General features: G+C 67.0%; 15 protein-coding genes. 10 read left to right on the top strand and 5 right to left on the bottom strand.

The annotated features are described in order from the left end of the window. Window positions 1–6: 6 nt before the first annotated feature. Window positions 7–468: a GbsR/MarR family transcriptional regulator gene (locus NB3_RS02315; protein WP_067795641.1), complete on the top strand. Its 462-nt coding sequence runs from the start codon at window positions 7–9 to the stop codon at window positions 466–468. A gap of 10 nt (window positions 469–478) precedes the next feature. Continuing rightward, window positions 479–1,291: a class I SAM-dependent methyltransferase gene (locus NB3_RS02310; RefSeq protein ID WP_067795638.1), complete on the top strand. Its 813-nt coding sequence runs from the start codon at window positions 479–481 to the stop codon at window positions 1,289–1,291. Between the two features lie 73 nt (window positions 1,292–1,364). On the opposite strand, the gene NB3_RS02305 is transcribed toward NB3_RS02310, so the two are convergent. Next, entirely contained in the window at window positions 1,365–2,666 is a 1,302-nt protein-coding gene (locus NB3_RS02305) for a helix-turn-helix domain-containing protein (RefSeq protein ID WP_067795635.1), read from the bottom strand. 257 nt (window positions 2,667–2,923) lie between these two features. On the opposite strand from NB3_RS02305, the gene NB3_RS02300 reads away from it, so the two are divergent. Together NB3_RS02300 and NB3_RS02295 are read left to right on the top strand one after the other, a co-directional pair. Beyond that, the gene (locus NB3_RS02300; RefSeq protein WP_067795632.1) at window positions 2,924–3,295 is read left to right on the top strand and encodes a hypothetical protein; all 372 of its coding nucleotides are present in this window, start codon (window positions 2,924–2,926) and stop codon (window positions 3,293–3,295) included. A 167-nt stretch (window positions 3,296–3,462) separates the two neighbouring features. After that, window positions 3,463–4,569, top strand: coding sequence for an epoxyqueuosine reductase (locus NB3_RS02295; protein WP_084485626.1), 1,107 nt, complete (start codon window positions 3,463–3,465; stop codon window positions 4,567–4,569). Between the two features lie 12 nt (window positions 4,570–4,581). Here the strand turns inward: NB3_RS02295 and NB3_RS02290 are convergent, their stop codons facing one another. The 4 genes from NB3_RS02290 to NB3_RS02275 form a co-directional block, all read right to left on the bottom strand. Further along, entirely contained in the window at window positions 4,582–5,058 is a 477-nt protein-coding gene (locus NB3_RS02290; RefSeq protein ID WP_067795626.1) for a hypothetical protein, read from the bottom strand. Between the two features lie 225 nt (window positions 5,059–5,283). Continuing rightward, window positions 5,284–5,817: a DUF8020 domain-containing protein gene (locus NB3_RS02285; RefSeq protein WP_084485660.1), complete on the bottom strand. Its 534-nt coding sequence runs from the start codon at window positions 5,815–5,817 to the stop codon at window positions 5,284–5,286. 28 nt (window positions 5,818–5,845) lie between these two features. After that, window positions 5,846–6,625, bottom strand: a complete 780-nt coding sequence (locus tag NB3_RS02280; RefSeq protein WP_084485623.1) for an ABC transporter ATP-binding protein — start codon at window positions 6,623–6,625, stop codon at window positions 5,846–5,848. A 103-nt stretch (window positions 6,626–6,728) separates the two neighbouring features. Further along, window positions 6,729–7,775 carry an ABC transporter permease gene (locus NB3_RS02275; protein WP_067795620.1) on the bottom strand — a complete coding sequence of 349 codons (1,047 nt, stop codon included), beginning with the start codon at window positions 7,773–7,775 and terminating at the stop codon, window positions 6,729–6,731. Window positions 7,776–7,905: 130 nt separating this feature from the next. Between NB3_RS02275 and NB3_RS02270 the strand changes: the two genes are divergently transcribed. The 6 genes from NB3_RS02270 to NB3_RS02245 all read left to right on the top strand — a co-directional run bounded on the left by NB3_RS02270 (window position 7,906) and on the right by NB3_RS02245 (window position 12,725). Next, window positions 7,906–9,072, top strand: coding sequence for a sensor histidine kinase (locus NB3_RS02270; RefSeq protein ID WP_067795616.1), 1,167 nt, complete (start codon window positions 7,906–7,908; stop codon window positions 9,070–9,072). Next, window positions 9,069–9,686, top strand: a complete 618-nt coding sequence (locus tag NB3_RS02265) for a response regulator (protein ID WP_067795613.1) — start codon at window positions 9,069–9,071, stop codon at window positions 9,684–9,686. Before NB3_RS02270 ends, NB3_RS02265 begins: the two co-directional genes overlap by 4 nt. Before the next feature lie 105 nt (window positions 9,687–9,791). Further along, window positions 9,792–10,127: a zinc ribbon domain-containing protein gene (locus NB3_RS02260; protein WP_067795610.1), complete on the top strand. Its 336-nt coding sequence runs from the start codon at window positions 9,792–9,794 to the stop codon at window positions 10,125–10,127. A 185-nt stretch (window positions 10,128–10,312) separates the two neighbouring features. After that, the gene (locus NB3_RS02255) at window positions 10,313–10,738 is read left to right on the top strand and encodes a PPOX class F420-dependent oxidoreductase (protein WP_067795607.1); all 426 of its coding nucleotides are present in this window, start codon (window positions 10,313–10,315) and stop codon (window positions 10,736–10,738) included. 131 nt (window positions 10,739–10,869) lie between these two features. Continuing rightward, the gene (locus NB3_RS33885) at window positions 10,870–12,243 is read left to right on the top strand and encodes an AAA family ATPase (protein WP_157111447.1); all 1,374 of its coding nucleotides are present in this window, start codon (window positions 10,870–10,872) and stop codon (window positions 12,241–12,243) included. Then, window positions 12,240–12,725 (top strand): hypothetical protein, encoded by a 486-nt coding sequence (locus NB3_RS02245; protein WP_067795601.1) that lies wholly within the window; start codon window positions 12,240–12,242, stop codon window positions 12,723–12,725. Before NB3_RS33885 ends, NB3_RS02245 begins: the two co-directional genes overlap by 4 nt. The last annotated feature ends 51 nt before the right edge of the window (window positions 12,726–12,776 follow it).

Genomic DNA, 12,776 nt, shown 5'->3' with positions numbered 1-12,776 from the left:
CACAGCATGCCGGACACGGACCCACAGGACGCCACGCTGAAGTGGGTGGAGCGAGTCGCTACCTTCTGCGTCGAGGAATGGGGACTGCCTCCCATCACCGGCCGCATTCTCGGCCTTCTGATGATCTGCGATCCGCCTGAGCAATCCGCGGGCCGGATCGCCGAGGCGATCCACGCCAGCCGCGCCTCGCTGACCTCCAACATGCGCTTGCTGACCACCATCGGCCTCGTCCGCAAGGTGCGGATCCCCGGCGACCGCACCGCCTACTACCGCATCGAGGACGACGCCTGGGAGAAGGTCATCCATCGCAAGATCGCCGGCCTCGGCGCCTTCGGCGACATCGCCGAGGACGGACTCGCCTTGGTCGGCGGCGCCGATCCCGCGCTCACCGAACGCATCCGGGCCGCTCAGCAGGCATTGACCTGGCTGCGCGACATCGCCGCCCGGTCCGAGGACACCACGACATGAAGGACCGATCGTGCTCCGAATCCGACCCGATCTGAACCCGATTCAGGAAACCCTGCTCCTCACCCTGCGAGCCCGAGCAGTGGACGCGACCACGCGCACCCCGATCCTGGGCGACACCCACCAGGCCGAGCTGGCCGACCGAATCGACTACGACTACACCAAACTGAAGCTGAAACCCAGCCTCATCTGCGGAACGGCGCTACGCGGGAAGAAACTCGACGAAGCGGTACGAGCGTTCACCGCGACGCACCGAAATGCGGTGGTACTCGATCTGGGCTGCGGCTTGGACACCCGCATGCTCCGATGCGATCCATCCGCCGACGTCGACTGGTACGACATCGATTACCCCGAAGTCATCGAACTGCGCGCGCAATTGCTTCCGCACAGCTCCCATCTGCTGGGCGTCGATCTCACCCAACCGGGCTGGACCGAGCAGCTGCCCGCCGATCGACCAGCCATGATCGTCGCCGAGGGCCTGCTGCCTTTCCTGCCCGGCGACACCTTCCACACCCTGATCCGCGAGGCGACCACACACTTCCCCGCCGGTGAACTCGCCCTCAACGGCTACACCCGTTTCGCCGCCTGGGCCATGAAATACCACCCTTCCATCAAAGCCCTCGGCATCAGCGCCGCCCAAGGATTCGACGACCCCCACGAACCCGAAACCTGGGGCGCTGGCCTGAAATTGATCGAAGAACAACTCCTCACCCGAGCCCCCGAAGTCGCCCTCTTCCCCCAACCGCTACGCGCCATAACCCGCGCCACAGCCCTGAGCCCGGCACTGTCCCGGCAAGCCAACCGCATACTCCGATACGCCTTCTAGCCGAGTTCGTTGTTCAGCACCGCGAGGGCAGTGCCGGCTGCGCTGCAACCGCACAGATCCGGTCGAACCCAGGTCACGCCGTGTGGGCGAGTGCGTCGAAGCGGTGGCGGAAGTGTTCGGCGTCGTCGCCTCTGGTGTGGGTGGCGGCGACGCGGACGGGGCGGAGTTCGGCCAGGAGGCGGGGGGAGTTGACGGGTCCTTCCAGGAGGGTCAGGGCGGTGTGGGCTTCGGTGATCGCCGTGGTGATGTCGCCGAGGCCGGTGAGGGCGGCGGCGTAGTAGGCGCGGTAGGACGCTTCGTCCCGCGGACGCTGGCCGTGATGGCCGAGGGTTTCCCGGTAGATGCCCACCGCGCGGTCGTGCTGTCCCAAATAGACGCGGCCTCTGGCCTCGATGGACCGGATCTCGAACGGGGTGACGTGGTGCAGCCACACCGGCTCGTCGACATCGTCGAGTCCGCGGTCGACCTCACGCCAGGCGCGCGTCATCGCCTTCTCGAAATCCTGTCGTTCCCCGATCGCAGCGTGCGCGACGGCCTCCCGCGCGGAGCGAACGGCATTGAGCCGGGCCGAGGGGATACTTCGAGCCAGGTGGCTGGCGCGCTGGGCCAGCCGCACGGGCTCACGGCTGGTCGGCCTGTCCGTGGTCAGGAATGTCAGGCTGGCCAGCGCATTGGCGAGCAACTCGTCGTTGTCGGCTTGCTCGGCCATCAGTACCGCTTCGATGTAGCACCGCCGGGCGACGGCCGGGCGACCGGCGTCGAGACAGAGCCAGCCGGCGCACCGAGCGAGCCGGCTCGTCTCGGCCAACAACCGTACGCCGGTGTCCCGGCCAAAGGTGCCGTGGTCGAGGAGACGACGAGCCAAACCGTATTGACGGAGTGCGAACTCGGCGATATCCCCACCGCCGAAATGATTGTCGTGCTGCCACATACGTCGAGTCAGTGTCTGGATGTAGCCGACATGGCTGGACCCGACCTGCGTCGGCGCCATATCTGCCGGAGCGCTCGCCGCCAACGTCGTGATCGTCGCTGCCAGGCCGAATTGTCTGCGGTCCATATCGTCGGCTCCTTCACCCCCACCCTTGATGGTCCTCGGATCGGCCGCCCCCAGCAAGATTGGAAGCAATGCCGTGCGCGGCACGCCCAGTGCGTCGGCGGCGCGGACCAACTCACGCACGTCGAAGATGGTTCCAACCTCCCCTCGCTCCACCCGGCCCGCGTGGGTGCGGTCCCAATGCAGGAGTGCGCCGAAATCAGCTTGGGACAAACCCATTTCTCTGCGAACAAGGGCGAGGGCCTGACCGGGCCGCCCCTCGGCGAGCAACTTGCGGAATCGCGGTGATTTCCACACGCCGTCGATCTCGTTGTCCGTCACTTTGGTCCCCCTGAGCCGAAATCCGGTGTATGGGCGGACTTTAAGCACGATCACGCAGGTGAGGTGCGACAACCGCAGATGTCGCACACCTGGTCGCGCGCGCTTGACAGCGTCGCGGTGAACCCTTCGTTCCTCGAGGCTTTGACGTGCGCGCGCCGCCGGGGTGATGCCGTGCCGGGCACGGCACTTCGGACGCGGTGAGCCGCGGACGGGGGCGAGAGCCCCCGGCGGCGGGCGCTCCCATCGAACGAGAGGTGATGATGAAGCCGAAAGTGGTCGGATATCTGCGCCGCGATATCTCCGGACGCCGCGCGCGCAGGCACGAGATGGAAATCCGCGCGCTGGCGAAGGCGTCGGGGTTCGATTTGGCGCGGACTCTGGTCGCCGGACCGACCGCGCCCGCTTCGCTCGCGGCGCTGCGCACCGTGGTGGTTCGCGTCGGCGCGGTCGCGGTGATCACTCCGACGCTGGAACATGTGGAATTCCGAGCGGAGGAGATCATGGCGGTATGTGCGCTGATCACGCTGGAATCCCGGCACATCCGGCCGCGGGGGATGGCGCCGACCCCGCCGCGTGGCCCTTCGGGTGCGCATAGGGGATCGGACGGACGCCAACGGCGGTCACCCTGACCCGGTGGCCGAGCTGTCCTCGCCTGGGTCGTCACCGATGCGACGACCGCCCGTCTCGGAAGATGGGAACCGACAAGAACCCAGCGGTGGTCCCGCGATGAGTTTCGCTGTCCCGGAACGTCTATCTCTTCGAGGCCGTCTCGGTCGTGCAGGGATAGGAGAGTTCGATGTCGGAAACGAACCAGGAACCAGGGAGTCCGCGGCGGTTGGCGCAGCATCCGACCGTTCAGCGGATGGCGCAGCACCCGCGGCCCGCGCCCGATCCGGTGCTGTCGACCGCCCAGCTGCGCGAAATCTGTCTTGCCGCGGGCGCTGACGACGTGGGCTTCGTTCCGGTCGACGATCCGCGCGTGGCCGAAGAACGCGAGCACGCGCGCGGAATACTGCCCTCGGCACGCACATACATCGCCTTCTGCGTGCGAATGAATCGCGACAATCTGCGCAGCCCCCAGCGCAGCCTGGCCAATACCGAGTTCAACCACGCCGACGACGAAACGAATGAGGTCTCGCGCCGGATCACGCGGGCACTCCAGGACGCGGGCTACCGCGCCGTGTATCCGGCGCCGGGATATCCGATGGAGGTCGATCAATTCCCCGGTCGCGTCTGGGTGATCGCGCACAAAGTGGTGGCACAGGCTGCGGGCCTGGGCGTGATGGGCATTCACCGCAACGTCATCCATCCGAAGTTCGGCAACTTCATCCTGCTCGGCACCGTAGTGACCGATGCCGTGGTCGACGAGCCGAGCGCCGCGCTGGATTTCAACCCGTGCCTGGAGTGCAAGTTGTGCGTGTCCGCCTGCCCGGTCGGCGCGATCACCGACGACGGCGGATTCGATTTCCAGGCGTGCTATACGCACAACTATCGAGAATTCATGGGTGGATTCACCGACTGGGCCGAAACCATCGCCGACAGCGCCGACCGCGCCGAGTATCGCGAACGCGTGACCACGGGTGAGTCGTTCTCGATGTGGCAGAGTCTGTCGTTCAAACCGAACTACAAGGCCGGTTACTGCATGGCCGTCTGCCCGGCTGGAGAGGATGTGATCGGAGCTTTCCTCGACGACCGGAAGGGGCATTTGGCGGAGGTGGTGCGGCCGTTGCAGAACAAGTCCGAACCCGTCTACGTGCTGCCGGGGTCCGCCGCGGAGGAGCACGTCACCCGCCGTTTCCCGGCGAAGACGCCGAAGCCGGTGACGAACGGCTTCCCGGACGAGGTGAACACGCTGCTCGATCAGATCGGCCCCCGGCCTCGCCCGCGCGGCACGGCGGACTGAGCACCGGGGGCGTCACCCCGCCTGTGGGTGCGGGCGCAGTTCGATCGTGTTCCGCGCCCGTGCCAGCACTTCCTCCGCTTCGAACTTCGCGGCCTGCCACGAGTCGGTGGCAAGACCGACTCGGCCGCGCCACTTCCGCATGATGGCGGCGTGCACCGGCCATCGCACGAACCGCCGCATGTCCCGCTCGGTCTCCCACACCGAGATGGAGCCGCCGCGCGCCTCCGACGGCCGACCCCACAGCCACAAGCCGACCGCGCCGTGCATCACCGGCCAGTTCCGTCCCAGGCGCATCGCCGTCTGGTAGATCGCCTGCACGTCTTCCTCCGAGGCGGCCAGGAAGTCGGTCACGCTGACGAACACCGCGCCTCCGGTGTCGTGGAGCGGACCCGCCTGCCAGGGCATCAGCACGGTGCCGTCGGAAAACGGCTGTTGAACAGGCTCGCTGGTCTTGTTGTCGGAGCGGCTGTCCGAGTCATTGGTAAGCATTCGTAGATGATATGCGCACGCTTATTTATTCGCCAACCCTGGCCATCGCTCATGGGCCTCGGCTGCACGCGGCATGGTCGTAAGGCGGGGCGGTGCGGCAGGCGGTGGGCGATCGACGCGGGTATCGGTTCGCCGACTCGACGGCCATCCCGACTGATAAGGCCGGGCGGATTCGTGATCCGCCCGGCCTGTGCCGACACCTGGATGGGATTGCTCCCGTATCGATCAGAACGGCGTGAAGAAGAAGCCGATCCAGGCTCCGATGGCAGCGCCGACCGCGCAGCCGACGACAGCGCCGACCACGAAGAACCAGATGCCGATGGCGATGCCGATCGCGCAACCGATCGCCGCGCCCACCAAGGCGCCACCGAACAGGGCGTCATGCATCAGGCCCTGCAATTCGGGTGTGACCGCGGCGGGTGACGGAACACCTGCCGCCGGCGTGAGCGTCAGCGTCCTTGCCGACGGGTCTACCGACGGTATGACGCTGAAGTTCTGGCCGTTCTCCATCCGCAGCGTCGTCGGGATCGCACCGACGATCGCGCCGTCGTCGGACAGCACGTTGACCGCTGCCGGTGTCACCTCGAACCGTCCCGAAGCCAGATCGACCGTGGCGGTGCGGTGATCCGCCGCGAGGGTCGTCGTGTAGGAGATCGGTCCATCCACCCCGTTCACCGTGAGGTCTGCCAGGGTGCCCTCACCGTGTGCCGTGGCCATCGCTATGCCCGTCGACGCGACGGCCAACAGGGCGGTAGCCACCAATCGGAAATTGTCTCCCGACCGCCGATCACGCCGTGGCGGCGGTATTCACTCCAGCGGCAGAATGCCGATCGGGGTCGAACGGTGGATTACCGGTCGGAGCGGTTTCGGGTGCGAGGCGTCCGTCGACCATGCGGTAAACGGCGTTCATCCGGTGAAGGTGGGAGCGGTCGTGGGTGACCAGAAGAGTCGCGGTCGCGTGGTCGCGGGCGACCGACACGATCAGGTCGATCACCGCCGCGCCGCGTTCGGTGTCCAGCGCGCTGGTGGGTTCGTCGATCACCAGCAGGGACGGGTCGTTCATCAGGGCACGGGCGATGTTCACGCGTTGGCGTTGGCCGCCGGACAGTTGGGCGGGGCGCTTGTCCCGCTGGTCGGCCAGGCCGACGGAATCGAGCAGAGCCGATGCCCGAGCGCGCAGTTCGCGACGTCGGCGGCGCGAGGTGCCGATCTGTTGCCCTAGGTGCGCCATGACTTCGATCTGCTCGAGGGCGGTGAGCGCCGGAATCAGGTTCGGCTGCTGGAAGACGATGCCGATGGACGAACGGCGCAGTGCCGCGGCCTCGCGGCGGCTCACGGTGGCGAGATCCACCGGTCCGTCCGATGTGTCGAGTCGGAGGTGCCCGGAGTCCGGGCGGATCAGGGTGGCGGCCACGGCGAGCAGGCTCGATTTGCCGGAGCCGGAGGGGCCGGTGACGGCGGCGATCTCGCCGGAGGAAACGCGCAGGTTCACTCGGTCCAGCGCGGTGAGGCGGCCCGCGCCGTCAGGGTAGGTGAGCGTTACGTCCGCGAGGGTGAGTGTGGTCATCTGGGAACTCCGGTGGCGTGGGCGGGCAAGCGGCGCGGGTGCTCGCAGGGTGCGTGTCGGTTGCGATCGATGGTCGGAATGTGCGGTGCTGGCGCGCCGTGGTTCAGCGGCCCCCACCGAGTGCGGTGAGCGGGTCGGCGGTGAACAGGAAGCGCAGGGCGGATGCCGCTCCGAGCAGTCCGAGGAGGATGAGAGCGGCCGAAGGCAGCAGCGTGGTGACCGGATTCAGCACGAACGGCACCGCGTCGCCGAGTAGCGCCGCCGCGGCGACGGTGATCCCGAGGCCTGCCGCGATACCGGTCGCGAGCACGACCGCCGCTTGGCAGAGGGCGTCGCGGACGAGTGCGCCCGAGGTCGCGCCCAATGCCTTCAGCGTGGCGATGTCGGGCATCCGCTGAATGGTCCACACGGTGAAGAAGGAGCCGATCACCAGCGCGGAGATCGCGAACAGCAGGACGGTCATCAGTGTGAGCGAGCCGTTCTCGGCCTGGTAGGAGCCGATCGCCGCCCGCGCGGCGGACGATTCGACGGTCCTGGTGTGCGCGGCGGAGTTCACCGCCTCCGGATTGGCCGCCCCCGACACCGCCAGCACGGTGGCCGCGCCGGAACGAGGGTTGAGCGCCTGCCAATCGGCGAGCGTCGTCCAGACCACGGGCGTGTGGCTGTACCAGTCGTCGCCGCGCACGGCCGCCACGGTGAAGGCGCGTCCGCCGATCGCGACGGAATCGCCGGGCGCGGCACCGAGATCGGCGGCCGCGCCGGTACTGAGCAGCACTGTGCCCGCTTCGGTCGCCGAGTGGTTGCCGAAGGCTGTGTCCGTGCCGAACAGAGCGACCTGCGCCTGCGCGCGGCCGTCACCGGTCGCTTTGCCGCGAGCGATGCCCACCGGCGTCACGCCGTCGGCGGCGGCGCGCCAGGCCGTGATCTGGTCCTCGGTCAGCACGGACCCGTCGAACGAGGGAGCGCCGCCGGTGTCGGCGAAGACGACGATGTCACCGGGCAGCGACGCGACGGCCGAGACGTTCTGGTGCGCGAGTCCGGCCGTGAGCCCGCTGAGGAAGCTCACCAGCACCGCCACCAGCGTGACGACGAGGATGATCAGTGCGAACCGGCCACGAGCGGCGCGGAGGTCTCGGAGTGCGACGAACATGTCTTCACCCTCGCGCCGTGCCGGGCCGCTTCCATCGCGCCGGGGGAGGAAGGGCGGACGAACGAAAGTCGGCGGTGATTTTCCGCCTTTCGATGGATGTCGCCGCGATAGCCGTCCATAAGCTGGCACCGTGCACTCGTCCCCGCTGACCCCGGTTTTCACCACGTTGCGGCTCGGCCTGCACGTGCTGATGGCCGGCTTGGCGGTGGTTGTCGCGGTGCGCGCGGTCCTGCCCGGCGCCGCGCATCCGGCCGCGACCGTCGGCCTCACCGCGGCCTTCCTCACGACGTACTTCGCGGGTGCGGCGTTCGCCGGGAGACGACGCGCGATCCCGGCGTGGCTGGGCGCGCTGACGGCGCTGTGGCTCGGGCTGGTCGTGCTCGCGCCCGACGCGGGCTACCTCGCGTTCGGCCTGTTCTTCCTGTACCTGCACTTGTTGCCGCGCCCATGGAACCTCTGCGCCGTGGCCGCCGCGACCGCTGTCGCGGTCGTGGGTTTCGGGTTGCATCGGGGCTGGTCGGCGGCCGGTGTCGTCGGGCCGGTCATCGGAGCGGCCGTCGCGGTCGGCATCGGGCTCGGTTATCAGGCGTTGTTCCGCGAGGCCGCGGACCGGCAGCGTTTGATCGACGAATTGCTCAGCGCCAGAGCGACATTGGCGGAACGGGAGCGCACGGCGGGCAAACTCGCCGAGCGTGAGCGGCTGGCCGCCGAGATCCACGACACGGTCGCGCAGGGGCTCAGTTCCATTCAACTGCTGCTGCACGCCGTCGAGCAGGAAGCGCCCGATCACCCCGCGCTGCAACGGATCCGGCTCGCCAGGGAGGCGGCCGCGGAGAACCTCGCCGAGACCAGACGCCTCGTCGCCGAGCTGGCTCCGGCCGCGCTGGAGGGGCAGTCGCTGGCCGAGGCGCTGGAGCGGATCACCCAGCGCGCCGCCACGCCCGGCTTGGACGCACGGTTCGTCGTGGAGGGCCCGCCGGAACGACTGCCCATGCCGATCGAAGCCGCGCTGGTCCGGATCACGCAAGGCGCGGTCTCCAACGTGATCCGCCACGCCGGTGCGAGCCGGATGCGCGTGACGCTCACCTATGCGGACGACGCGGTCCATCTCGACGTGGTCGACGACGGGGTCGGCATCGCTGCCGAAGTGCTCGAGCGAAGCCCGTCGGGATCGTTCGGACTGGCCGCCATGCGGTCGCGGGTACACGAGCAGGGCGGCGTCATGGCGGTGGAATCCGAACCGGGGCACACGGCGGTCACGGTGTCCTTCCCGCTCGAAACGGAGGCGCGCGAGTGATCCGCCTGGTGCTCGCCGATGATCACGCGATCGTTCGCGCCGGTCTGCGGGCGCTGCTGGACGTCGCCGACGACATCACCGTCGTGGGCGAGGCGGCCACCGCGGCGGCCGCTGTCGCGTTCTGCGCGACCACGCCGGTCGATCTCGTGCTGATGGACCTGAGTTTCGGGTCAGGGCGGTCGGGAGTCGAGGCGACCGCGCGGCTGCGTGCACTGGCGACGCCGCCGAACGTCCTCGTGGTGACCAACTACGACACCGACGCCGACATCCTCGGCGCCGTCGAAGCGGGCGCGTGCGGCTACATCCTCAAGGACACGCCGCCCGCCGAACTGCTCGCCGCGGTCCGGGCGGCCGCGGCGGGGGACAGCGTGCTCTCGCCCGCCGTGGCGTCCAAGCTGATGACGAGGGTTCGCCGCGCCGACACCACGCTGAGCAGGCGTGAGATCGAAGTGCTGCGCCTGGTCTCCGACGGCCGGTCCAACCGCGAGATCGCCAGACAGCTGTTCCTCAGCGAGACCACCGTCAAGTCGCACCTGGTGCATATATACGGAAAGCTCGGCGTGCGCTCACGCACCTCGGCGGTGGCGCGGGCGCGCGAACGCGGCATGCTGTGATGTGGACGCGACCGAGTTCGCGATGCCGCCGTTCGGGACTGCGGCCGACGCCTGTCGGATCCACTACTGTGACCGCATCGGATTCTCTATCTCTGGGGGTTTCACATGCTGATCTGGGGCTGGCAGAAGCGTGTCCACACGCTCGCCATGATCACCTTGATCTGCGGTCGCTGCGGCAATCCCGCCGCCCACGCGCTGCGCAAACTCGTCACCAAATTCACGCTCTTCTTCATTCCGCTCTTCCCGATCAGCACCAAACACCACGTGGATTGCACCTGGTGCGGCGCGTCGTCGCCGGTCGCCGGACCGCAGGTCGCCGACCTGCTCGCCCGCGCCAACGCCGAGAGTGGCCAATACCAGCCGCCCGCCGCGGGCGGCCCCGGCGCGCAGTGGCCTCAGCAGCCCGCGCCGCACACGCCCGACACCAACTGGCCGCGCTGACCCGGCGTACGCGCGACAACCGAGGCAGCCCGGCGCATCGACCCCCAGGCTTCGCTTGCGGGCCCTTACCGCGTCGACGCAGTTCAACCGTGGTCCGCAGCGGATCGAACGACCGCCATCAGCCGAACGGTGCCGATCTGATCAACCGTGCCGAGCGATCGCGAAGCGACACCTAGGGTGAGCAGATGGCCTCTCTTTCCGATCCCGAAGTGCGCGAGTTTCTCACCCACGGCACCCGCACCGGCAAGGTGGCGTTCGTGGCGGCCGACGGCAGTCCGATGGTGACGCCGGTCTGGTTCGTCGTCGAAGGCGACGAACTGGTCTTCAACACCGGCAAGTCCACCGTGAAGGGCAAGGCGTTCGCCAGGGACGGGCGCGTCGCGGTGTGCGTCGACCTGGAGGAGCCGCCCTACGCGTCGGTCCAGCTGCGGGGCACGGTCACGCTCTCGGAAGACCCGGACGAACTGCTGCGCACCGCCACCGAGATCGGCGGCCGCTACATGGGCGCCGACCGCGCCGAGGAATTCGGCAAGCGCAACGGCGTCCCCGGCGAACTCGTCGTCCGCCTCCGCCCCGACAAGGTGATCGCCCACTTCGACGCCACCGCCTGAACAGGGCATCGACGGACGGGCTGGGCCGGCGCGGCAGATCCGTCAGTAGCGCACGGTCGAGTTGCTGTGCGAGCATCGAGATCGGTGAATAGTAGAGGCCTTGGCGAACACTGGCCGCATATGCTGACGGTGTGATCCCATCTCGCCTTATCGAGTTGCGCCTGACCGCGTTCAAGTCGTTTCGCGGTGCGACTTTGCCGCTGAAGGGCACGACAATTCTGATTGGCCGCAACAGCTCCGGAAAGTCGAACGCCTTCGACGGTCTGGAGGTTCTGGCGCGTCTCGCCGAAGGCGAGGACTTGGCGGACGCGCTCGACGGCCGCAGGCGTGAGGGAGGCATGGTCAGGGGCGGATCGGCGGGTTGTCCACCGCATGGGACGCAGCGCTTTGAACTCGGGTGCTCAGTCGAACTCGATGGCGATCGCTACGACTACGACCTTGCGGTCGAGGTCCAGCCCGATTTACGTGTGGTGGCGGAGAAGCTGTGTGGTCCCGCGAAGGCGGTGCGGAGCGGCAGGGTTACCTATGGATCGCTCATCGAGACTCGCGAACCCGGTGCGCCCGGCACCGGGATCGTGGCTGAGTTGCACAACGGTAAGCGTGGTCCGAACACCCCGTTTACTTTTCGGGACAGTCGGCTGATCATCGGTCAGGTACCGCTCGCGCTTGCCGGGACAAACGGCGCTGAACTCTCGGTAATCAGAGGGGTGGAGGCGGTGCTACTAGCGCTGAGGGGAATTTTCCACCTCGATCCTGTGCCCCATCTTATGCGTGGGTTCGTTCCCGAGCGAGATGCGGAGCTGCGACGGACGGGTGAGAATCTTTCGGCTGCACTGCGAACGTTGATGATTCGTGACCCAGCCGCATTCGATCGTGTCCAGGGTCTGGTTCGAGCGGTTGCCGACGACGAAGGCGTGCAAAGTATAAGTTTTGTTTCGTCGGATTTGGGTGACGTGATGCTGGCGCTCGATGAAAAACACGGGAAACAAAGAATAATCGAACGAACTCCGGCGCGGGAGATGAGCGACGGCCTCTTGCGATTCACCGCGATTGCGACCGCGCTACTGTCGTCCCGATACGGCTTGGATGTCGATTCTTTGGTTCGGGCGCGCACGGAATTGGCCGACGAAGAAGAACTTGGTGGCGGAGTACTCATCGTCATCGAAGAACTCGAGAACGGTCTCCATCCTTCACAAGCTCGGCGCGTGCTCGATCTAGTCAGGACGAGCAGTGATACGCCGGGAACGAGCGTGCTCGTGACCACGCACAGTCCTGCGATCCTCGATGCCGCCGAAGGGTCGCTCAACGAAAACGTCGTGGTCTGTCATCGAGATCCGAACACCGGTTACAGTCTCTTGACGGGGTTGATGGAAGTACCTGGGTACACCACAGCGCTTGCCGAAGGATCGCTCGGAAAGGCAATAAGTGCCGGGAAGTTGGTCGGCGCACCTGGTGAAGACGCAGGTGATTTCGGCGAGTTCGAGAGATTGCTGGGTATCCGTTGATACAGCAGGTCGTCTTCATTGATACCAGCATTCTGTGCAATCTTGTTCCGGTGCCTGGGCGTGACCAAGCCGCAGAGCAAGTACGAGAAGAGCTGAAAAAGCGGATCGCTCTGGATCAGCGGTTCATCTTGCCGATCACCGCTGTGATAGAAACGGGGAATTTCATTGCGCAGTTGTCCAATGGCGGGCTGCGTAGAAAGACAGCCCAGCGGCTGGAAGATATCCTGAAACTGATCTGCGCCGGAAAGGCGCCGTGGGTGCTTCACGACGTGCCTTGGAATAAGGAATTCCTGGAAAGATTGCTCGAAGGCGCTGATTCCGGGGCAGATTACGTGACACACGCCCAGAATGGTGTCGGATTGGGAGATCTGTGCGTGCTGGCGGAGCGACAGAGTTTCGAGATGCGTTCGCGAATACCGACCACCATATGGACCCTCGACGACGGGCTACGCGCCTACAGTCCCCTGGCGGGGACGGACTGACAGCACTGGGGCTGGAGGCGTTCGCTTGTGCAGTGAACGTAGTCGGACGTC

The organism is Nocardia beijingensis NBRC 16342 (assembly GCF_001612785.1).
Lineage (GTDB): Bacteria > Actinomycetota > Actinomycetes > Mycobacteriales > Mycobacteriaceae > Nocardia > Nocardia beijingensis.
Note: the sequence above shows the minus strand (reverse complement) of the source record. Positions and strands in the feature narration are given on the sequence as shown.